We start from the raw sequence: 21,226 nt of genomic DNA, 5'->3' as shown, positions 1-21,226 counted from the left end.
TCCGGTCACTTCCCCCTGCAATGATGAGGGAATGATCGATACGGACGTTCTCGACTCTGGTCTGGGCGATGCGGACGACGACGACTTCGATGAAGCCGTCGAAGCCTACGACTCCCAGTTGCCGGACAACCGCTATACCGACCGTGAACTGAGCTGGCTGGCGTTCAACCAGCGTGTGCTCGAGCTCGCGGAAGACCCGCGGCTGCCGGTGCTGGAACGCGCGAACTTCCTCGCGATCTTCGCGAGCAACCTCGATGAGTTCTTCATGGTCCGTGTCGCCGGACTCAAACGTCGCATCGTCACCGGTCTTGCGGTGCCGACCAACGTCGGCCGTTCACCCCACGAAGTGCTCGCCGACATCTCCGCCGAAGCGCACCAGCTGCAGCTGCGGCATGCCGCCGCCTGGGCAGAGCTCGTCTCGCCGGCGCTGGCGGAGTCCGGGATCGAGCTCGTGTCGTGGACCGACCTGGACGAGTCCGAACGCCGCACGATGTACGACTACTTCCAGGCGCAGGTGTTCCCGGTACTCATGCCGCTCGCCGTCGACCCGGCCCACCCCTTCCCGTACATCTCGGGCCTGTCCCTGAACCTCGCGATCCGCATCCGGAACGCGAAGACCGGGCGCCAGGAGTTCGCGCGCCTCAAAGTGCCGCCCATGCTCCCGCGCTTCGTCGAGCTCCCCGCGAGCGGACGTTCACGCTACCTGCCGCTCGAGGAACTCATCGCGGAGAATCTCGGCGATCTCTTCCCCGGGATGGAGATCCTCGAACACCACGCTTTCCGCCTCACCCGCAATGAAGACGTCGTGGTCGAGGAGGACGAGACCGAGAATCTCATCCAGGCACTCGAGGCCGAGTTGCTGCGTCGCCGGTTCGGGCCGCCGATCCGTCTCGAGATCACCGACAGCATGGACCCCGTGACGCTCGACCTGTTGCTGGACGAGCTGGACATCACCGACCAGGAGGTCTACCGCCTGCCGTCGCCGCTCGACCTCCGGGGGCTCTTCGACCTGGCGCGCATCGATCGGCCGGACCTGCACTACCCGCCGCACGTCCCGACGACAGCGCCGGCCTTCCAGCCGGCCGAGCAGAACGGGCGGGCCGATCTGTTCGCCGCGATCCGTGGCGGCGACGTTCTGGTCCACCACCCGTACGAATCGTTCACCACGAGCGTCGTAGCGTTCCTCGAGCAAGCCGCGCGCGACCCGCACGTGCTCGCGATCAAGCAGACGCTCTACCGCACGTCGGGTGACAGCCCGATCGTGCAGGCCCTGATCGACGCGGCTGAAAAGGGCAAGCAGGTGCTGGCGCTCGTCGAGGTGAAGGCGCGGTTCGACGAGGCCAACAACATCGTCTGGGCCCGCAAGCTCGAGAAGGCCGGCGTCCACGTCGTCTACGGCCTGGTCGGTCTGAAGACGCACTGCAAGCTCCTCCATGTCATCCGTGAAGAAGACGGGATGCTCCGCAGCTACAGCCACATCGGCACCGGAAACTACAACCCGAAGACCAGCCGACTCTACGAGGACTACGGGCTCTTCACGACCGACGAGCAGGTCGGCCGTGACCTCACGCGCCTCTTCAACGAACTCAGCGGCTACGCGATCGAGAAGAAGTTCAAGCGTCTGCTCGTCGCGCCCCTGCACCTGCGTAAGGGCCTCCTCCGTCACATCGACAAGGAGCGGCGCAACGCGCAGGACGGCAAGGCCGCACATATCCGCATCAAGGTCAACTCGATGGTCGATGAGCAGATCATCGATGCGCTGTACCGGGCCAGCCAGGCCGGCGTCCGCGTCGACGTCTGGGTGCGCGGCATCTGCTCGCTGCGTACCGACCTTCCCGGGGTCAGCGACAACATCACGGTGCGCTCGATCCTCGGCCGTTACCTCGAACACTCGCGCATCTTCGCGTTCCACAACGACGGCGTTCCCCAGGTGTTCCTGGGCAGCGCCGACATGATGCACCGCAACCTCGACCGACGCGTAGAAGCGCTCGTGCGGGTCGTGGCCCCGACGCACGTGCGCGATCTCGTCGAGCTGTTCGACGCCGCGATGAGCGAGGACACGAGTTCGTGGCGTCTCGGAGAAGGCAGCGTCTGGACCCGCCACAGCGTCGATGCGGACGGCACGCCGCTCGTCGACCTGCAGGAGAAGACCATGGCTCAGGTGCAGCGGCGTCGCCGAGCCCGCGCTGTGCGATGACCGACACCGCCGTGTACGCCGCGGGTGGTGTCGTCTGGCGCGTCGTCGGGGGCAAGCTCAAGGTGCTGGTCATCCACCGCACCGCCTACGCCGATGTCACGCTCCCCAAGGGCAAAGTCGACCCGGGTGAGACCCTCGCCGAGACCGCCGTGCGCGAAATCCACGAAGAGACCGGCATCCGCGTGGCCCTCGGCTTCCCGGTCGGCGTCTCGCGATACCGCATGCCGAACAAGCGTCAGAAGATCGTGCACTATTGGGCGGCGGAAGCGACCGACAGCGCCCTGCGTGCCTCCGCATTCGTTCCGAACAAGGAGATCGCGGCGCTCGAATGGGTCTCCCCCCGTCGCGCGCTCGGCTATCTCTCGTATCCGGTCGACGTCGAGATCCTCGAGCAGTTCCTCGCGTTCGTCGACGACGGGGTCCTCGAGACCTTCCCGATCGTCGTCCTCCGCCACGCGAAGGCCCTCGCGCGGGAAGACTGGAAAGGCGCGGATGCGACGCGCACCCTCACGTCGCGCGGCATCAAACAAGCCGCGTCGATCGTCGGGCCACTTCGCGCGTTCGGTGTGCGGCGCATCATCTCCAGCGACGCCGTCCGATGCCTGACGACCGTCGCTCCCCTGTCCGCCGCGCTCGGCAAGAACGTGACTTCCACGCGTCAGCTCGGTCAGGACGCCTGGGAAGACGGCACGTCTGATGTCCGCTCAATCGTGGGCAAGCGCGTCCGGTCCGGCAAGCCCGCCGTCCTCTGCAGCCATGGCCCCGTGATCCCCGGCATCCTGAACGAACTCGCGCTGGCCACCGGGACGCTCCGCGGGTCGTACCTCGGCAGCGCATCCGCGCTCGAGCCGGCGGCATTCTCGGTCGTGCACCTGTCTGCCACGAATCCCGGTTCGGGGATCGTGTCGATCGAGACGCACGAGCCGAAGCCGTAGCGTGTCGGGCCTCCGACTGGCCTGGGCGGTCGCCCCGGGCGGCCGCGCGGAGCGGCGCGAGCGGGCCTGGAATCTCGTGCGGGAGCTCCTGGCGCGCGAAGGGCACGCGGATGCCGGCCTGTCGAACGCGTGTCCGCACTGTGGCGGACCACACGGACCAGTGACGGTGACGGGTGCGCCGTGGCGCGCGTCAGTGAGCTATGCCGGCGGGGTGGTGGTGATCGGCATCCATCCCGACACGGTGTCGGCGTTCGGGATCGATGCCGAGCGCCTGATCGACCCGGTCCGCGATGCGGCCGGCGGTATCGAGGGGGGATTGCTCCGCTGGGTGCGCACCGAAGCGGTGCTCAAAGCGGACGGACGCGGTCTGCGTGGCGATGCTGTCGTGGAGATCACCGAGAACGGCGGGCAATGGACAGCCCACCTTCCCGGCGCGGCCGGGCCCCTCGAGGGGTGGGAGCCCGTGGGGCCCCCGGGTGTTCTGGTGAGCGTCGCCGTCAGTCGTGGCCGACGAGCTTGAGCCCGACGACACAGCCGACGAGACCGAGGATGAGCAGCATGCGCACGATCGAGAACGACTCGTCCCCCGTGGCCATCGCCCAGGTGACCGTGAGGGCTGCGCCGATGCCGACCCAGACGGCGTAGGCCGTACCTGTCGAGATGTCGCGCATCGCCCAGGCGAGACCGCCCATACTCGCCAGCAGTGCAACGCCGAACACGATCGACGGCCCGAGCTTGGTGAACCCCTCGGACTTTCCGAGCGCCGTCGCCCAGACGGCCTCGAGGATTCCGGACACGATGAGAATGATCCACGACATGACAGTGCTCCCTGGCCAGTCTTGTCGCGTTCCGGGTACTGATCCGTCGTCCGGGGGCCTGATCCGGCCCAGGTCTTCAGGCTAGACCGCGCACCTGGGCACGCCCTGATCAGGGAGAGATCAGGAAGAACCCCTCCAGCATCCCCGGGTTGTGCGCGTGGACCAGCACCGCGAACACGACGGCGTCGAACAGCAGATGCACCGTCACGACATAGCCGAGCGACCGCGTCTTCAAGAAGATGATCGCCTGCAGCAATGCGAACGGGATCGTCAGCACGGGCCCCCACGACCGATAGCCGAGTTCCCAGAGGAACGAGACGAACACGACGGCCTGCAGCACGTTCGCCGCACCGTCGGAGAAGTGTCGGCGCAACAGGGCGAACACGGTGCAGATGAAGAACAGCTCATCCCAGATGCCGACGGCCCCGACGCCGACGAAAAGGCGCGCGATCATGTCCGGGCTGTCTACGACGGGCCAGTTCACGTAGACACCGGAACTGATGAAGTAGAACGGCAGGATCAGCCAGCCGAGCACGAGGACAGCGGCGAGCCACCCCCACTGCCAGCGCTTCCAGCGTCCGCCACCGCGCCACGGGAAGCGGATCGCGCGATCGCGATAGACCCACCGGGAGATCACGTACGGCACGAGCACCGCGCCACCCAGAGCGAGCGTGAAGCGCACCATCGACAGGTTGTCGAGTTTCGCGGCGAGGTCGATGACGCTCACGATCAGAAGCCCGACCGTGATGAGCGACAGGTCGCGCGTGAGCGAGGGGGCGGATGCCGCCACGCCCCGGCGTTCGATGGCGAGCGCGACGATCATCCCGACCGCGAGGAACGCCCACCCGAGCCACGGCAGTCGCGCGACGAACAGCGCGGGAGCGGCGAGACAGACCAGCACCGCCGGGAGGGCTCCGAGCGACACGTGCGGACGCATGCCCGTGGCGGTATGCGCCGGCACCGGTCAGCCTCGCGGACTGCGGCGGTAGGCGAGGTCGCGGATATCACGGCCTTTCGCGAGGCCCTTGCGCTCGAACGCCGTCATGATCCGGCCCTCGAACCGCTCGCCCCAGTCGCCGTCGAACATCGGCTCGAAATCGTCGGCCTCGCCGAGCACGTGCCGCATCTGCCGTGCGTAGTCTTCCCAGTCCGTCGCGAGCCGCAGGATGCCGCCATCGCGCAGCACGCGCGCCGCCAGCGCCGGGAACGGTGGTGCGACCAGGCGGCGCTTGGTGTGCTTGGACTTGTGCCACGGGTCGGGGAAGAAGATCCACAGCTCGTCGACGGATGCCTCGGGCAGCAGGTGCTCGAGGACCTCCGGCGCGTTGGCCTCGACGAGCCGCAGATTGCTGACGCCGGCCCGCTCTGCGTCGAGCATCGTGCGCGCAAGACCCGCCACGAACACCTCGACGGCGAGAAAGTCGGCATCCGGCCGCTCACCGGCCGCGTGGACGATCGCGTGGCCCTGCCCGGAGCCGATCTCCACGATCAGCGGCGCCGAGCGGCCGTAGATCTGCTCGGGCACGATCTCGGTGCCGGGACGGACGCTGGTGACGGCGGCATCGCGTTCCACCGGGATCACGTAGAACGGCGCCAGCTCGCTCCACCCGCGCTCCTGCCCGTCGGTCATCCGCCCCCCGCGCCGCACGAACGAGACCGGCTCGGTGCGAAACGGCTGCACGGACGCGGAATCGTCGACGGCGGGCTGCGGCATGGGTCCAGGGTATCGGGGACCGGCGGAAGTACGCGTGATCAGGTCGTCACGGACGTGAGCGTCAGGACGTCCTCGAGCAGGTGCGTGCGATCGTGCACGTCGATCTCGATCGCGTCGCCCTCCCGAAGCGTCAGCTCGACCGACGCCGCACTCACACGCACTTCCATGACGCGCCCGCGGAAGCCGACCGTGAACGTGTACGCGTCCCAGCCGTCGGGGCAGAACGGGCGCAGCGACAAGGTGTCCTCGCGCACGCGCATACCGGCGAAGCCCTGCACGATCGAGAGCCAGGCGCCGCTCATCGACGTGATGTGCAGGCCGTCCTCGGTGTCGTCGTTGTAGTTGTCCAGATCCAGGCGTGCGGTGCGCCGGTACAGCTCGATCGCCCCGTCCTCGTTGCCGATCGAGGACGCCACAATCGAGTGGATAGACGCCGACAGCGACGATTCGTGGACCGTCATCGGCTCGTAGAAGTCGAAGTTGCGCCGCAGGTCGTCGACGCTGAAGTCCTCCTCGAACAGGTACATGCCCTGGAGCACATCGGCCTGCTTGATGAAGCACGACCGCAGGATGCGGTCCCATGACCAGTTCTGGTTGATGGGGCGCTGCGCCGCGGGGATGGTCGCCGTGCTGCGCAGATCCTTGTCGAGGAAGCCATCGTGCTGCACGTTGATGCCCAGCTGATCGTCGACCGGCAGGTACATGCCGTCCGCGATCAGCTGCCACCGGGCGCTCTCCTCGGCCGATACGCCGAGCCGCGCCGCGCGTGCCTCGGGAAGCTCGGCCAGGGTCGCACGAGTGTATCGGAGCACCCACGAGGCCAGGTAGTTCGTGTACCAGTTGTTGTTGACGTTGTTCTCGTACTCGTTGGGCCCGGTCACTCCATGCAGCATGTAGGTGCCCGTGCGCGCGGAGAAGTGGACGCGATCGGCCCAGAACCGGCTGATCTCGACCAGCACCTCGATGCCGGGGCCTTCCAGGTAGGACCGGTCTGCGGTGTACCGCGTGTAATTGTGGATGGCGTAGGCGATCGCGCCGTTGCGGTGAATCTCCTCGAAGGTGATCTCCCACTCGTTGTGGCACTCGACGCCCGTGAACGTCACCATCGGGTACAGCGCGCCGGCGAGGTCCTGCTGGCGCGCGTTGTGCTGGGCCTGCGGCAGCTGCTCATGCCGGTAGGTCAGCAGCGAGCGCGAGACCTCCGGGGGCGCGACGGCCAGATAGAGCGGGACCAGATACGCCTCGGTGTCCCAGTAGGTGGCGCCGCCGTACTTCTCGCCGGTGAAGCCCTTGGGACCAACATTGAGCCGCTGGTCTTCGCCGAAGTATGTCGAGAACAGTTGGAAGAGATTGAACTGGATGCCCTGCTGCGCCTCGTCATCGCCCTCGATGACCACCTGGGCCCGCGCCCAGCGCTGTTCCCACAGCGCGGTGTGCGCCGCGAGCTGCTCGTCGAAGGAGCGGATGCCGGACTCCTCCAGGAGTGTCCCCACTGCATCGACGTGATCGGCCGCGTCGATGTCGCGTGTGGTGACCACTGCCGTGGTCTTGATCAGCTCCGCCGTCTGGCCGGCCGACAGCGTGCCGGTGAACACCGTGCCCACCTCCCACGGCGCGTCGATGGCGGCCGCGCACGTGAGCCCGGTGGCCTCCGCCCGCATCGCGGCGGTGACGGTGAACTGCGGTGTCCCGAACGGGTTGGCGATGGTGCGCACCGACAGGTACGGGACGGGCAGGGAGCCACGCGATTCCTCCTGCCAGAACTGCTCGCCGTAGTTGGCGTCGACGTTGTGCACGTCCCCGTTCAGGCGCGGAGTCAGTTGCACCTCAGCCGTGCCGCTGAGCACCTCCACGCGGATGCGCTGCAGGCACAGCTCCCGCGTCTGCACGGACAGGAAACGCTCGAACGACAGTCGCACCCGGGCCTGCGCCGTCTCGTACACGTACGACCGGCTGAGCAGGCCGTTGCGCAGATCGAGCCGCAGGGCGAAATCGGTGTGGCGTCCCGTGAACAGATCGACCGGCACTCCGTCCAGCTCAATGCCGACGGCGATCAGATCGATCGCGTTGATGACCTTGCCGAAGTAGTCGGGGTAGCCGTTCTTCCACCATCCGACACGCGTCTTGTCGGGGAACCACACTCCTGCGATGTACGTGCCCTTGTGCGTATCGCCGGAGTAGCCCTCCTCGAAGTTGCCGCGCATGCCCATGTGACCGTTGCCGATCGAGGTGATCGACTCGATCAGCCGGATCCGATCGTGATCCAGCCGTGTCGTCTCGACTGCATCCCGCGCAATGTCGAACACCCGCTCGCCCATGAGCTCCGCCTCCTCCTGCGCCACGCAGCTATGCGCACGCGATGTTGTCCTGGCCCGAATCGATCTCCGGAACCGTATCCGGAAAGACCCTACTCCAGGCTCTCCTCAGCCGCACGCCGACGCCCGCTATTAGGCTGACTGCGGAGGTGGCGGTGTTCTCTCGACTGTTCGACGCGAATGCACCGATGTGGCGAGCCATGAGCATGGTCGGCGACATCATCGTGCTGAATCTGCTGACCCTGATCACCTGCCTGCCGGTGATCACCGTCGGAGCGAGCATGACGGCGCTCTACGACACCGCACGCCGTGTGCTGGACGGCACCGACAGCGGTGCCGCGCGCACGTTCTGGTTCTCGTTCCGCTCCAATCTCCGACAGGCGACGCTTCTTTGGGCCGTCGTGGGCCCTGTCGCCGCCGCCGTGCTGGCGACGTGGATTTTCGTGCAACTCGATGAGCTGCTCATCCTCAAGGTGCTGCTGAGCGTTGTTTTTCTGCTGATCTTCCCGTTCGTCTGGGCGCTTCAAGCGCGCTTCGTGAACACCCCGTGGCGCACTCTGGGCAACGCCGCGGCGGTCGCCTTCGGCCGCCTGCCGTACTCCGGCGGCGCCCTGATCATCCGTCTCGTGATCGGCTCGCTCGCGGTGACGGTGTGGATGCAGCTACCCCAGGCCGTGATCATCCTGGTGCTGCTCGGCTACCCGCTGGCGGTCTTCGGCGCCATGCCCCTGATCGAGCGGGCCCTGGAGCCCCTGTTGCCGACCGCGCCGCTCGACGACAGCGCCGACGTCGCCGCATCCTGAGACCAGCCCTGCGGCGCGCCGCAGGGCGACCGGCGCTCTTGCATCCCCCGGGGCGGACGCGTACTGTGTGCATCAGCCCGGAACCGATTCCGGCAAATCGCCCCGAAGCGCAGATGCGACGGAGCACAAGAGTGTCCTCGATCCAAAGAAGGAAGGCCCAGGACAATGATGAAGCGCAAAATGGCGACCGTGATCGCCGCCGGTCTCACAGTGACCGCACTCACCGCGGCTCTCGCCGGCTGCAGCGCCGGTGGGGACGGCGACGGCGGAGACGCCGAAGGCAAGGTGTACTACCTCAACTTCAAGCCCGAGCAGGCCGACGACTGGGTGGCCTTGGCCGCCGAGTACACGGAGGAGACCGGCGTGCAGGTCGACGTGCAGACCGCGGCGTCTGGCACCTACGAGACCACGCTGAAGTCCGAGATGGCCAAGAGCAACGCCCCGACGCTGTTCCAGGTCAACGGCCCGGTCGGTCTGGCCAGCTGGAAGGACTACGTCGCCGACCTGTCCGACACGGCCGTTTACGAGCACCTCAACGACCAGTCCGTCGCCCTCACCGGCGACGACGGCGAGGTCCTGGCGATCCCGTACGTCGTGGAGACCTACGGCATCATCTACAACAAGAAGATCGTCAACGACTACATCGCACTGGGCGACTCGTCCGTCTCGTCGATCGACGAGATCACCGACTTCGCCACGCTCTCGTCCGTCGTCGAGGGCATTCAGGCACACAAGGACGACCTCGGCATCGAGGGTGCGTTCACCTCGGCCGGCTTCGACTCCTCGAGCGACTGGCGTTTCAAGACCCACCTGGCCAACATCCCGCTGTACTGGCAGTTCAAGGCAGACGGCGTGACCGGTCAGCCCGCCGAGATCAACGACAGCTACCTCGACGGCTACCAGGACATCTTCGACCTGTACATCAACAACGCCACGGTCGACCCCTCGACCCTGTCGGGCAAGACGATCGAAGACACCAACAGCGAGTTCGCCTTGGGCAAGGCCGCGTTCTACCAGAACGGGACGTGGGCCTACGGCGACGTCTCCGGCCAGGCGGTCGCGGATGAGGACCTCGGCATGCTGCCGATCTACATCGGCGCCGAGGGCGAAGAGAACTCGGGCCTGGTCACGGGTTCGGAGAACTACTGGGTCGTCAACAACGAGTCGTCCGAGGCCGATCAGCAGGCCACGAAGGACTTCCTGGAGTGGGTCATCACCTCCGACACCGGTCGTGACACGCTGGCCAACACCATGGGCTTCGTGACCCCGTTCGACACGTTCGGCGACTACCTGCCGGCCAACCCGCTCGTCCGCGCCGACGCCGAGTACACCGCAGCCGGCAAGACCGCCGTCACGTGGAACTTCACCGTCATGCCTTCCGAGGAGTGGAAGAACGGCGTCGGACAGGCACTGCTGCAGTACGCCCAGGGCACCGGCGACTGGGACGCTGTCGAGACCGCCTACGTCGACGGCTGGGCCACCGAGTACCAGCTCGCCAACGGCTGATCGATTCCAGACGCGGAAGCCACCGGCATCCGCACCCCCGTGCCGGCGGCGGCGACGCGAGTCGCCCCGCCGGCACATCCATCCCTACCACCGCGCCCGTTGCAGGAGCACGCATCATGAAGAAGTCCCTCGCCCGCTGGGGGTGGCTGTTCACCGGACCGACGGTAGCCGCCTTCATCATCGGGTTCATCGTCCCGTTCATCCTGGGCGTATACCTCTCGTTCACCGAGTTCCGGACCGTCACCCGCAGCACGTGGGTCGGCCTGAACAACTACGCGAAGCTGTTCGGCGACGAGGTGTTCCTCCACTCGCTGTGGTACACCGCCGCATTCGCTGTGGTGACCACCGTTCTGATCAACGTGTTCGCGTTCGCCATCGCGTACCTGCTGGTGAAGAACTTCCGCGGCAAGAACGTCTTCCGCTCGGTGTTCTTCATGCCGAACCTGATCGGCGGGATCGTCCTCGGCTACGTCTGGCTGCTTCTGCTGAACGGCGTGCTGGGCATGTGGGCCCGCTCGATCACCTACGACGCCTCGTACGGCTTCTGGGGCATGGTCATCCTCATGTGCTGGCAGCAGATCGGCTACATGATGGTCATCTACATCGCCGGGCTGCAGTCCGTGCCGACCGAACTCCTCGAAGCGTCCGAGATGGACGGAGCCTCCAACGGCCGGACACTGCGCAGCGTGATCATCCCGCTCGTGATGCCCGCGATCACCGTCTGCACCTTCCTGACCATCACCAACGGGTTCAAGATGTTCGACCAGAACCTCGCCCTCACCAACGGTGCCCCGTCGCGACTGAGCGAACTGCTCGCGCTGAACATCTTCAATACCTTCTACGGCCGCACCGGATTCGAGGGAGTCGGCCAGGCGAAGGCCGTCGTGTTCCTCATCATCGTCGCGGTCATCGCCCTCGTGCAGAACCGTTTCGCCCGCTCGAAGGAGGCCGCCCTGTGAACGCCCAGCCCCGCCGCCCATGGCTGTGGACGCTCTCGTTCACCGTCATCGCACTGGCCTACCTCTACCCGATCGCACTGGTGGTCATCAACTCCTTCAAGGGGAAGGTGTACATCGCCGACAATCCGTTCTCGCTGCCGACCGCCGAGAGCTTCGTCGGCTGGCAGAACTACATCGAGGGTGTGCGCAAGACCGACCTGATCACCTCGTTCGGCTGGTCTCTGGTCATCACGGTCGGCTCTGCCCTGCTGATCTTGGCGGGCACGTCGATGACGGCCTGGTGGATCGTCCGCATGGACAACCGCTTCGCCAAGACGCTGTACACCAGCTTCCTGTTCAACCTCGTGGTTCCCTTCCAGATGGTCATGTTCACGCTCTCCTGGCTGGCCGACTCCCTGGGACTGAGCAACCCCTTCGGGCTGTGGATCATCTACCTCGGCTTCGGCGCGGGCCTTGCGGTGTTCATCTTCACGGGATTCGTCAAGGGCATCCCCTACGAGATCGAAGAGGCCGCGACGATCGACGGATGCGGCCCGGTGCGCACGTTCTTCCTGATCGTGCTGCCGGTCATGAAGCCGGCCGTCATCACCGTCGCGATCCTCGAGGTGATGTGGCTGTGGAACGACTACCTGCTGCCCTACCTCACGCTGGACCTGAAGAAGTACATGACCATCCCGATCTCGGTCCAGTACCTCAAGGGCGGCTATGGCGCGGTCGACATGGGTGCGATGATGGGTGTGCTCGTGCTGGCGCTGATTCCCGTGATCGTGTTCTATCTGTTCAGTCAGAAGCACATCATCCAAGGAGTCGTCGCAGGCGCGGTCAAGGGCTGAAGCTGGCGCGGGTGCCGGGCCGATCCGTTCGAAGAAGAGGAAGTCCGTCTTGGCGGAGATGACCATCCGGGAACTGGCGCGCATCTGCGGCGTCGCGGTCTCGACGGTCTCACGGGCGATGAATGATCGCTCCGACGTCAACCCCGAGACGCGCGCTCGCATCCGTGCGGCCGCGGAGCGCCACGGCTATGTGCCCAATGCGAGCGCGCGGCGCCTGAAGATCGGCACCACCCAGACGATCTCGGTCGTCATCCAGGGCGAGCTCGGGCAGCTCCTGATCGAAGTGCTCGAGCACCTCGGCTTGGCCTTCGCCGACGCCGGCTATGACACCGTGCTCTCACACGTCGCCGAACAGCATGCGACCGCCGGGACCGTGGAACGGATCGTGCGCGAGGGGAAGTTCGACGGTGTCGTCTTCCTCGGACGGTACGGAAGCGCCGATCGGGAAGCGTCGTCTCAGCTGAGCCGGCGCCTCGCCGAGATCGACGTCCCCATGGTGTTCTGCACGACGCCGGACTACTCCGGGGCCGCGTCGCTGCACTCTTCGATCTCGGTAGACGATCAGACCGGCGCCTACGAGCTGACCAGCCATCTCATCGCGCACGGTCACCGGCGCATCGCGTTCGTAGGCGGCGGCACGGAGCGCGATGGTGAGCACGCGTGGGCGCTGCGCCTCGCCGGCTACCGGGCCGCCCTGGGTGCCGCCGGGATCTCATTCGACGAGGAGCTCGTGGTCCCCTCGGTCCTTCCCGATCAGCTGTACACGATGCGCAACGGCTACGAGTCGGTCGCCCAATGGCCCGGATCCGGGATCCCCGGCGACGTCACCGCGATCATGGCGGTATGCGACGCCGCCGCCGTCGGTGCCGCACGCGCGCTCAGCGAGGCGGGACGGCGCGTGCCCGACGAGGTCTCGCTCGTGGGGTTCGACGGCCTCGACATCGGCAAGTATCACGTGCCCCGCATCACGACGGTCGCGCAGCCGCTCGCCGAGATCGCGCAGAGCACGGCGCGGGTGCTGCTGGCCACGATGCGAGAGCCGGACCGGGCGATCGAGCAGGTCTGGATCCGCGGTCGCGTCGTCGAGGGCGAATCCGTCCGGCTGCTGACGTGAGGCCGGGCTCGCGGGCGACGTCGGCGCTCACTGCGTGACGAAGTCGATGAGCTCCTCGACGCGGCCGAGAAGTGCCGGGTCGAGGTCCCGGTAGCTGTGGACCGAGCGCAGGATCCGCTGCCAGTTCCGCGCCAGGTCGGCCTGATCGTCGGCCGGCCAGCCCAGTGCACGGCTGACACCGACCTTCCACTCGATGCCGCGCGGAATGCGGGGCCAGGCGGCGATGCCGAGCGCCCGCGGGGTCACGCACTGCCAGACGTCGATGTGCGGATGCCCGACGATCCGGACGTAGCGGCCGTGCGGACCTCGAGCGACCGCCTCGGCGATGCGGGATTCCTTCGAACCGGCGACCAGATGATCGACCAACACCCCGTAGCGACGGTCCGGTCCGGGGGGCTCGTCGTCCAGAGCCGCGGCCAGAAGATCGACACCCTGCAGGTATTCGACGACAACGCCTTCGACCCGCAGATCGTCTCCCCACACCTTCTCGACGAGTTCGGCATCGTGCCGCCCCTCGACAAGGATCCGCGATCCGCGGGCGACCCGCGCCCGCTCCTGCGGCGCCGCGAAGGACCCGGATGCCGTCCGCGTCGGCCCAGCGGGTGTCGCAGGCTTCGGGACGATCAGGACGACTGGGTCGCCGTCGACGAGGAACCCTCCGCCGAGGGGGAAGAGCCGCCGGCGACCGAGGCGGTCCTCGAGTTCGACGGTGCCCGACTGGACGCGCGTGACGGCGCCGCAGAATCCGTCTGACGCGACCTCGACGACGAGGTCGCGCTCAGCCTGGACCTCCGGCACCACGCGGCGTCCGGCATCGCGCCATCCGCGGGCGAGGACATCCCCGCCGTATCTGTCGTCCATAGCTCCTCCGACTCGGCAACCTACCCGGACGTCACCGAGAACCCGGGAGCGACTCCCCGGTCGGGTCGAGCTCACACCTCTTTCATCGCCCGCGTTCACCTCCGGCGCCCAGGACTTTTGCTCATGCACGACGGGGAATAGGGTGTTCGCGGGGACGGTTTCCGTTGTCCCCGTGGAGGAAAGGACCCCATGCGCGCGCACTGGCCTCTCGCGTTGGTGACAGCTGCGGCGGTTGTCCTGGGCGGTGGCGCGGCGGCGATGGCGACCGATCCCGTCCCGTTGACGAGCACACACGTGTGGGACCAGTCCGACGTCCTGAGCTCATCGCAAGAGGCGGCCGTCGAGGAACGCCTGACCGCCCTCCCCGCCGCCGGGATCGACCTGTGGGTCGTCTACGTGGATCAGTTCACCAATCCGAGTGACCCCGAAGAGTGGGCCAACCGAACGGCGAGCGACAATGGTCTGGGCCCCACGCAATACCTCCTTGCAATCGCGACCGACGGGCGCCAGTTCTACCTCTCGGGCGACAGTTCCGGACCCGTCGACATCGATCAACTGGCCTCGATCGAGCAGGAGAGGATTCTGCCCGAGCTGCGCACCGAGAACTGGGCGGGAGCTGCGACGGCGGCCGCCGACGGTCTCGAGAATGCCGTCTCCGGAGGAGGATCCGCGGGGGGATCCTTCCTGCCGATCCTCCTCATCGTCATCCTGCTCGCACTCGCGACTCTCGTCGTCTGGATCGTGCTGCGTTCGCGGAAGAAGGCGGCCCTGACCGTCGGCGGCGGCCAACCGTCGGCGGACGCGCTCAGCCAGATCTCCACGAAGGACCTCGGACGGCAGGCCTCGTCGGCCCTCGTCGACACGGACGACGCGGTGAAGACCAGCGAGCAAGAACTCGGATTCGCCGAAGCGCAGTTCGGCGCCGAAGCCGCCGCTGAGTTCCACACGGCCCTCGCCCGCGCGAAAGAAGATCTCAGTCAGGCGTTCGCGCTGAAGCAACAGCTCGACGACGAGGTCCCCGACTCCGAACAGGCGATCCGGCAGTGGAACGCGCAGATCCTCGAGCTGTGCGCGCACGCCAATCACGAACTCGACGAGAAAGCCGCCGCGTTCGATGAGCTCCGCAGGCTCGAACAGAACGCACCGGAGGCGCTGGCGCGCGTCCAGTCGCAGCGCGCGGAGGTGGCCGGTGCACTCGATGCCGTGGCGCCTCGCCTCGCGACCCTCGCGGAGAGCTACGCTCCGGAAGCGCTCGCCACCGTCGCCGGCAACGCCGACCACGCGGCGCAGCTGCTGACCTTTGCCGACGAGCAACTGCGCGCCGCGCAAACGGCCATCGGCGCCGGAGACGGCGCGCGCGCAGCGGTCGGCATCCGGGCCGCCGAAGACGCGATCGGCGAGGCGAAACTGCTCCAGGATGCGGTCGAGAAGCTCGGCGCCGACCTCGCACAAGGCGATCAGGATGCCGCCCGCCTGATCGCCGAACTCGACACGGACCTGGCCACGGCCAGCGCTCTCCCCGACCCTGACGGCCGCCTCGCCCCCGTGATCGCCGCGACCCGCCAGCAGGTCGAGGCGGGACGCACGCTCCTGGCCGGATCGGCGCGACGGCCGCTCTACGCTCTCGAGGGACTCACCCGGGCCAACGAGCAGATCGACGCATTGCTGGAGGGCGTGCGCGACAGTCAGCAGAAAGCGCAGCGCGCGAGCCAGCAGCTCGGTATGCTGCTCACCCAGGCGCAGGGCCAGGTCTCAGCGGCCGAAGACTTCATCACATCGCGTCGCGGTGCGATCGGAGCGGAAGCGCGCACGCGCCTCGCCGAAGCCGGCGCATCTCTCGTCCAGGCCCGCCAACTGCAGCAGAGCGATCCCGCACAGGCACTCGGGTACGCGCAGCGCGCGAACGACCTCGCAGCCCAGGCCATCCAGTACGCGCAGAACGACGTCGGCTCCTTCCCGGGCGGCGGCATGTTCGGCGGGGGCACCAGCGGCGGCAACGGTGGCGGCGGCAACATGATGAATGCCGTCCTCGGTGGGATCCTCATCAACTCTCTTCTCGGTGGCGGCGGCGGCGGCCGAAGCTCCGGCGGCGGCATGTTCGGCGGCGGAGGTGCTCGGCCGGGCAGCTTCGGCGGCGGCGGCACGCGCAGTCGCCGCGGAGGAGGACGCTTCTGACCCCCGCACCCCGACTTTCGATGCCGGCATCCGCCGTTCACCTCCATCAACCCGGATAGAAAAGGAAAACCGATGGCAAAGCAGTCCATTTTCGGTCGCATCTCGACGCTCATGAAGGCGAACATCAACGCGATGCTCGACTCTGCGGAAGACCCGCAGAAAATGCTCGACCAGCTCGTGCGCGACTACTCCAACAACATCGCGGACGCCGAGTCGGCCATCGCCGAGACGATCGGCAACCTGCGCCTGCTCGAGCGGGACCACGAGGAGGACGTCAAGTCGGCCACCGAGTGGGGCAGCAAGGCGCTGGCCGCGAGCAAGAAGGCAGACGAACTGCGCACGATCGGTCACACGACCGACGCCGACAAGTTCGACAACCTCGCGAAGATCGCTCTCCAGCGCCAGATCAGCGAGGAGAACGAGGCTCGGGCGATCGCCCCCGCCATCGCCGCCCAGACCGAGGTCGTCGACAAGCTGAAGGACGGCCTCAACGGCATGAAGGGCAAGCTCGAGGAGCTGCGTTCGAAGCGCTCCGAGCTGCTGGCCCGCGCCAAGTCGGCCGAGGCGCAGAACAAGGTGCACGACGCCGTCAAGTCCATCGACGTGCTCGATCCGACCAGTGAACTCGGTCGCTTCGAGGACAAGGTCCGGCGCCAGGAGGCCCTCGCCTCCGGCAAGGCGGAACTGGCCGCGTCGAGCCTCGACGCGCAGTTCGCCTCGCTCGACGACGTGGGCGAGCTCACCGAGGTCGAGGCGCGCCTGGCTGCGTTGAAGGCCGGCGGCACGAGCGCCCCGGCGATCGAACAGTAAGACCCATGGATGCGCGCGGCGTCGGGCCCTCGGGTTCGGCGCCGCGTCGTCGTCTGCGGGGCGCACCGCGCGAGAGGATGGACCCATGACGCGATATCTGGTGGCCCCGCAGTGGCAGGGCTCTCCCTCCACCCGGGCGATGCACCTCATCGACGGAGCCGAAGCGATCGCCGGAGACCTCCCCCGCGCCGCGACGGTCCGAGTCGACGTGCCGATCGAGGCCGGTGAGTCTCTCGGAACCGGCATCCGGCGGTTCAGCGCGGTGAACCGCGTCGCCGAGAATGTGACGACCGCCCTCGCCGCCTCCGATGAGCCGGCGATCGTCGTCGGCGGCGATTGCGGGATCGCCGTCCCGACCATCGCGCACACCGCGGCAACGCACGACGACCTCGTGGTCGTCTGGTTCGACGCACACGCCGACCTGCACTCGCCGGAATCGAGCCCGTCCGGGTCGCTGGCCGGCATGGCCCTCCGAGCGACCTTCGACGCGATCGACCTGCCGTCCGGCGGGATCACGCGCGACCACGTCATCCTGGCCGGTGCCCGCGAGTTCGATGACGCCGAATGGGAGTTCGTCCAGGAGTCGGGACTGCGGACGCTCAGCGTCGCCGACCTCGCCGATCCTGCGGCGCTGGCCGCCGCGGTCGCTCAGACCGGTACCACCGCGGTGTATGTCCACGTCGATCTGGACGTCCTGGATCCCGCAGTGCTCGGCGGACTGGCACTGCCGGTCCCCTTCGGACTGCCCCTGGAGCACCTCACCGGCGCGATTGCCGCGATCCGCAGCGAGGCGCGAATCGTGGGCGCATCGATCGCCGGGTTCGCGCCGTCCTCGCCCGCCGCCGCCCTCGATGACCTCGGCACGATCCTGCGTGTCCTCGGAGCCCTCAAGTGATCACCTCTCCCCCGGCAGGGTGGCAGGAGCGTGCCCAGCGCGCTGTGGTGCGCGGAGCACGCGTGGATGCCGCCATCCCCGCTTTCCTGCTCGACTCACCCCTGAGTGTCATCGGCTACTGGTGGGGCACGTCGGTCGGTTGGCTGTGGGGATCGATCTGGTCGACGGGACGCGTCGAGCGGAAAGCCGGGCTGTGGGTGTTCACGGGCCTGCCGAACTGGGCGTTCCGGCGCGGAGGCGTCTGTGTCGGCGGTTGTTTCCTCACCGGTCAGGCGCACGTCAGCGACGCCGTCCTCCGACACGAGGCCGTCCACGAGCGGCAGTGGCGCCGTTACGGTTTCCTCATGCCGATTCTGTACCTCGCTGCCGGTCGAAACCCGCTGACGAACCGGTTCGAGATCCTCGCGGGCCTCGAAGACGGCAACTACGTCCGCTGATCAGCGCGCGAGGGCGACGCCGAAGCGCTCAGGCACGTGGATGGCGTCGGCATCGACGCCGCGCTGTGACGTGAGATGGTCGAAGATGTCCGCAGTCCCGAGGAATCCGCCCAGGAGGTAGACCCGGGTGCCGTCGGCGCCGTCGCAGAACATCTCGTCCGCCCAGGCGGTCACGGCGCGCGCGAGCGCCTGGCCGGGCGCGCAGGAACGCCCCGATCCGGGGTCGCCCGTACGGCGAGAGCGATCGAGCCACGTGACGATCATCCGCGCCGGGACGATGATCTCTCGCGCGGAGGCGGCATCCGCCACCTCGATGAACACTCGCCCGGTCGAGCAGATCGGCAACGTCGCCAGCAGTGTCTCGAGATCGGCGAGAGAAGACTCGTCAGCCGTGATGAGATGCTGCACCCGCGTATGACGCGACGCCTTGCAGGCGGTGTCATTGTGCGGCGTGGTCGAGGTCATGATCCTCCCACTATAGCCCCGAGGGAAGGGGAGCCTCACCTTAGTGCGATGGGTCTCAGCGAACCCGCAGGAGCACCCGTCGCAACTCGACGAGCTCCGCGTCGGTCAACCCGTGTGCGCGCAGATACTCGACCGGCGCGCCGTAACGGTCGCTCAGGTCGGCGAGCATCCCCCGCATAACCGGCGCCGGCGAGCGCGTGGCGAGCTCTTCGAGGTGGACGGCGTCGGGGTGCAAACCGCGCAAGAACGACACGACGCGCGCGTTGCGTTCGGTGGGCAGAAGGGTCTCGGTACGGGCGTAATCGGCGATCACCGCGTCTTCGTCGACGCCGACCGCGGCGAGGATGAGAGCGACCGTCACGCCGGTGCGATCCTTTCCCACGGTGCAGTGCACGAGGACCGGTTGATCGGCCAGCACCGCCCGCACGACGTCGACGATGCGAGCGGCGGCCTCATCGATGAGGCCCCGGTACATGTCGGCGAGGGAGACGTCGTGCGTGAAGAAGGATGCCGTGGACCCCAGGAAAAGCGGCGCCCGCACCGTGTCGATATCGAGGCCCTCGATCAGGCTCGGGTCGCGCACGAGCTCATCGTCCTCACGCAGGTCCACGATCCGGCGAAGCCCGAGGGCGCCCAACGCACCGCGGCCGTCGTCTTTCAGCTGAGCCAGGTTGCCGGAGCGGAACAAGACGCCCTCGCGCGTGACGAACCCACCGGCGGGCAAGCCCCCGATGTCGCGGAAGTTGAGTGTGCCGGGGACCGTCACGCCGACGGTTCCGCCGCGGCCCCGTGGCGTCGCGGCACCGCGTACTTGCCGGCGATCGTGACCCGGTTGAATGCGTTGATCGAGACCAGCAGCCAGCTCAGCGCGACGTACTCCCCCTCGGTCAGAATGCCTCCCACGTGGTCATAGACCTCATCGGAGATGCCGTCTTCGTGGATGAAGACGTAAGACTCGGTCAGTTCCAGCGCCGCACGCTCCCGTGCCGTGAACACGCCCGACTCCCGCCACGTGGCGATCTGCGCGATCTCATCCGCCGACATGCCCCCAGCCACAGCGCGATCCACATGGACCCGCACACAGTAGGCGCAGCCATTGAGCTGCGAGGCGTGGATCAGCGCGATCTCCTTGAGCCGTTCGTCGATGCCCGCTTCCGCCGCGAGCGCGCCGACGGTCTGCGAGAAGGCCTCGAGTGCGTCGTAGGCGGGACGAGCTGAACGAGAGAGATGCACGCGACGTTCCTGGGTCATGGCTCCAGCCTACGACCGCCACCTGGCGCGGCCTCGGGATGCGTCACAATAGCCCGATGGACGAATTCCAGTTCCTCCCCGACCAGGCCCGCGACATCGGTTCGGACCGAGTGCCACCGGTCCGTCGCCTCTCTTTCGACCTCCCCGACGGACGCTCCGTGAGCGGACTCCAGTACGGCGATCCCCTCACCGGCGCGTTCGCCCCGCCGATCGTGACATTCCTGCACGGCGCCGGATTGAACGCCCACACGTGGGACACGACCGTGATCGCTCTCGGGCTCCCCGCCCTGGCTCTCGACCTGCCCGGCCACGGCGATGCATCGTGGCGCGCGGATGCCGCCTACACCGGACGGGCGCTCGCGGAGGACATCGCGGACGCGATCTCCGCGTGGACTGAGGGGCCACAAGTACTCGTCGGACAATCGCTCGGTGGATTGACCGCGGCGGCGCTCGCGGCATCCCGCCCCGACCTCGTGCGGGAGCTCGTCGTCGTCGACATTTCCCCCGGAATCGACCCGACCGGGGGCGCGAGCCAGATCGCGGCGTTCTTCGCCGGCCCGACCGACTGGGCCAGCAGGGACGAACTGGTCGAGCGCGCTCTGCGCTTCGGACTCGGCGGAAGCCCGGAAGCCGCCGCCCGCGGCGTGTTCCTCAATTCCCGCATCCGCCCCGACGGCCGGGTCGAGTGGAAACACCACTTCGCACATCTCGCGGCCGCGATGGCGGAAGACCCGATCGCCGCGCAGGCGGCGCAGCAGGGTCAGGACGCCCTCCGCAGCGTTCTGGCGTCCTCGGGCTGGGATGACCTGGCGGCCGTGCGCACTCCCCTCACCCTCGTGCACGGCGAGCGCGGCTTCTTGAGCGCGCAGGACGTCACCGATTACCGCGCTCACCGGCCGGACGCCGTGATCATCGCGGTGCCCTCCGGCCACAATGTGCAGGAGGAAGCTCCCGTCGAGCTCGCTGGGATCCTGGCGGGAATCGCTCGGGCGGGTTCCGGGAAGATGTGATGATCTGCGTCGGTTGATGACGGGGATGCCCACGGCATCGCCGTCGGACCTTAGGCTGATACGCGCACCCGAGTCCGCAGACCGTGCCGGTCCAGCAACGACGCACGCCTGCTCCCTGCGAAAGGACC

At 67.5% G+C, this 21,226-nt stretch carries 21 protein-coding genes and 1 riboswitch; of the genes, 13 read left to right on the top strand and 8 right to left on the bottom strand.

Annotated features, from left to right (window positions below; all coding sequences use genetic code 11):
* The first annotated feature begins 31 nt into the window (after positions 1 to 31).
* From N4R40_RS10975 to N4R40_RS10965, 3 genes are read left to right on the top strand one after another with little or no spacing between them, the layout of a single operon-like run.
* Entirely contained in the window at positions 32 to 2,197 is a 2,166-nt protein-coding gene (locus tag N4R40_RS10975) for an RNA degradosome polyphosphate kinase (protein ID WP_261607407.1), read from the top strand.
* A complete protein-coding gene (locus N4R40_RS10970) occupies positions 2,194 to 3,132 on the top strand; it encodes an NUDIX hydrolase (protein ID WP_261607406.1) in 939 nt (312 codons plus the stop codon). The genes N4R40_RS10975 and N4R40_RS10970 overlap by 4 nt, the downstream gene beginning before the upstream one ends.
* Position 3,133: 1 nt before the next feature.
* Positions 3,134 to 3,652 (top strand): 4'-phosphopantetheinyl transferase family protein, encoded by a 519-nt coding sequence (locus N4R40_RS10965; RefSeq protein ID WP_261607405.1) that lies wholly within the window; start codon positions 3,134 to 3,136, stop codon positions 3,650 to 3,652.
* Here N4R40_RS10965 and N4R40_RS10960 read toward each other — a convergent pair.
* The 4 genes from N4R40_RS10960 to N4R40_RS10945 all read right to left on the bottom strand — a co-directional run bounded on the left by N4R40_RS10960 (position 3,630) and on the right by N4R40_RS10945 (position 8,006).
* Positions 3,630 to 3,950, bottom strand: coding sequence for a DMT family transporter (locus tag N4R40_RS10960; protein WP_261607404.1), 321 nt, complete (start codon positions 3,948 to 3,950; stop codon positions 3,630 to 3,632). The two genes, N4R40_RS10965 and N4R40_RS10960, sit on opposite strands and share 23 nt — an antisense overlap.
* A 10-nt stretch (positions 3,951 to 3,960) precedes the next feature.
* A riboswitch (guanidine-III (ykkC-III) riboswitch) is annotated at positions 3,961 to 4,028 on the bottom strand.
* Positions 4,029 to 4,059: 31 nt separating this feature from the next.
* Positions 4,060 to 4,887, bottom strand: a complete 828-nt coding sequence (locus N4R40_RS10955; RefSeq protein ID WP_261607449.1) for a CPBP family intramembrane glutamic endopeptidase — start codon at positions 4,885 to 4,887, stop codon at positions 4,060 to 4,062.
* 27 nt (positions 4,888 to 4,914) lie between these two features.
* A complete protein-coding gene (gene trmB / locus N4R40_RS10950; RefSeq protein ID WP_261607403.1) occupies positions 4,915 to 5,664 on the bottom strand; it encodes a tRNA (guanosine(46)-N7)-methyltransferase TrmB in 750 nt (249 codons plus the stop codon).
* Between the two features lie 38 nt (positions 5,665 to 5,702).
* Positions 5,703 to 8,006, bottom strand: coding sequence for a family 65 glycosyl hydrolase domain-containing protein (locus N4R40_RS10945; protein ID WP_261607402.1), 2,304 nt, complete (start codon positions 8,004 to 8,006; stop codon positions 5,703 to 5,705).
* Between the two features lie 122 nt (positions 8,007 to 8,128).
* Here N4R40_RS10945 and N4R40_RS10940 point away from each other — a divergent pair, with 122 nt between their 5' ends.
* The 5 genes from N4R40_RS10940 (at position 8,129) to N4R40_RS10920 (ending at position 13,194) form a co-directional block, all read left to right on the top strand.
* Positions 8,129 to 8,782 (top strand): YesL family protein, encoded by a 654-nt coding sequence (locus N4R40_RS10940; protein ID WP_261607401.1) that lies wholly within the window; start codon positions 8,129 to 8,131, stop codon positions 8,780 to 8,782.
* Between the two features lie 165 nt (positions 8,783 to 8,947).
* The gene (locus N4R40_RS10935; RefSeq protein WP_261607400.1) at positions 8,948 to 10,288 is read left to right on the top strand and encodes an ABC transporter substrate-binding protein; all 1,341 of its coding nucleotides are present in this window, start codon (positions 8,948 to 8,950) and stop codon (positions 10,286 to 10,288) included.
* A 116-nt stretch (positions 10,289 to 10,404) separates the two neighbouring features.
* A complete protein-coding gene (locus N4R40_RS10930) occupies positions 10,405 to 11,247 on the top strand; it encodes a carbohydrate ABC transporter permease (protein ID WP_261607399.1) in 843 nt (280 codons plus the stop codon).
* Complete coding sequence (locus tag N4R40_RS10925) at positions 11,244 to 12,080, top strand: carbohydrate ABC transporter permease (RefSeq protein ID WP_261607398.1); 837 nt, start codon at positions 11,244 to 11,246, stop codon at positions 12,078 to 12,080. The genes N4R40_RS10930 and N4R40_RS10925 overlap by 4 nt, the downstream gene beginning before the upstream one ends.
* A gap of 58 nt (positions 12,081 to 12,138) precedes the next feature.
* On the top strand, positions 12,139 to 13,194 hold the full coding sequence (locus N4R40_RS10920; protein ID WP_261607448.1) for a LacI family DNA-binding transcriptional regulator: 1,056 nt from the start codon (positions 12,139 to 12,141) through the stop codon (positions 13,192 to 13,194).
* 27 nt (positions 13,195 to 13,221) lie between these two features.
* Here N4R40_RS10920 and N4R40_RS10915 read toward each other — a convergent pair whose 3' ends face one another.
* Positions 13,222 to 14,055, bottom strand: coding sequence for a DUF3097 domain-containing protein (locus tag N4R40_RS10915; RefSeq protein ID WP_261607397.1), 834 nt, complete (start codon positions 14,053 to 14,055; stop codon positions 13,222 to 13,224).
* Positions 14,056 to 14,244: 189 nt separating this feature from the next.
* Between N4R40_RS10915 and N4R40_RS10910 the strand changes: the two genes are divergently transcribed.
* From N4R40_RS10910 to N4R40_RS10895, 4 genes are all read left to right on the top strand, one after another.
* On the top strand, positions 14,245 to 16,230 hold the full coding sequence (locus N4R40_RS10910; protein ID WP_261607396.1) for a TPM domain-containing protein: 1,986 nt from the start codon (positions 14,245 to 14,247) through the stop codon (positions 16,228 to 16,230).
* A gap of 72 nt (positions 16,231 to 16,302) precedes the next feature.
* On the top strand, positions 16,303 to 17,040 hold the full coding sequence (locus N4R40_RS10905; protein ID WP_261607395.1) for a PspA/IM30 family protein: 738 nt from the start codon (positions 16,303 to 16,305) through the stop codon (positions 17,038 to 17,040).
* 85 nt (positions 17,041 to 17,125) lie between these two features.
* On the top strand, positions 17,126 to 17,935 hold the full coding sequence (locus N4R40_RS10900; RefSeq protein WP_261607394.1) for an arginase family protein: 810 nt from the start codon (positions 17,126 to 17,128) through the stop codon (positions 17,933 to 17,935).
* Complete coding sequence (locus tag N4R40_RS10895) at positions 17,932 to 18,372, top strand: Fe-S oxidoreductase (RefSeq protein ID WP_261607393.1); 441 nt, start codon at positions 17,932 to 17,934, stop codon at positions 18,370 to 18,372. Before N4R40_RS10900 ends, N4R40_RS10895 begins: the two co-directional genes overlap by 4 nt.
* Here N4R40_RS10895 and N4R40_RS10890 read toward each other — a convergent pair whose 3' ends face one another.
* Genes N4R40_RS10890 through N4R40_RS10880 form a run of 3 tightly spaced genes read right to left on the bottom strand, consistent with a single transcriptional unit; the run spans position 18,373 to position 20,088 of the window.
* Positions 18,373 to 18,837 (bottom strand): siderophore-interacting protein, encoded by a 465-nt coding sequence (locus N4R40_RS10890; RefSeq protein WP_261607392.1) that lies wholly within the window; start codon positions 18,835 to 18,837, stop codon positions 18,373 to 18,375.
* Between the two features lie 55 nt (positions 18,838 to 18,892).
* On the bottom strand, positions 18,893 to 19,603 hold the full coding sequence (locus N4R40_RS10885) for a tyrosine-protein phosphatase (protein ID WP_261607391.1): 711 nt from the start codon (positions 19,601 to 19,603) through the stop codon (positions 18,893 to 18,895).
* Complete coding sequence (locus N4R40_RS10880) at positions 19,600 to 20,088, bottom strand: carboxymuconolactone decarboxylase family protein (protein WP_261607390.1); 489 nt, start codon at positions 20,086 to 20,088, stop codon at positions 19,600 to 19,602. Before N4R40_RS10880 ends, N4R40_RS10885 begins: the two co-directional genes overlap by 4 nt.
* A gap of 56 nt (positions 20,089 to 20,144) precedes the next feature.
* Here N4R40_RS10880 and N4R40_RS10875 point away from each other — a divergent pair, with 56 nt between their 5' ends.
* Positions 20,145 to 21,098 carry an alpha/beta fold hydrolase gene (locus N4R40_RS10875; protein ID WP_261607389.1) on the top strand — a complete coding sequence of 318 codons (954 nt, stop codon included), beginning with the start codon at positions 20,145 to 20,147 and terminating at the stop codon, positions 21,096 to 21,098.
* The last annotated feature ends 128 nt before the right edge of the window (positions 21,099 to 21,226 follow it).

It is taken from the genome of Microbacterium memoriense (genome assembly GCF_025398275.1).
Lineage (GTDB): Bacteria > Actinomycetota > Actinomycetes > Actinomycetales > Microbacteriaceae > Microbacterium > Microbacterium memoriense.
This window is presented reverse-complemented; position numbering and strand designations above follow the sequence as displayed.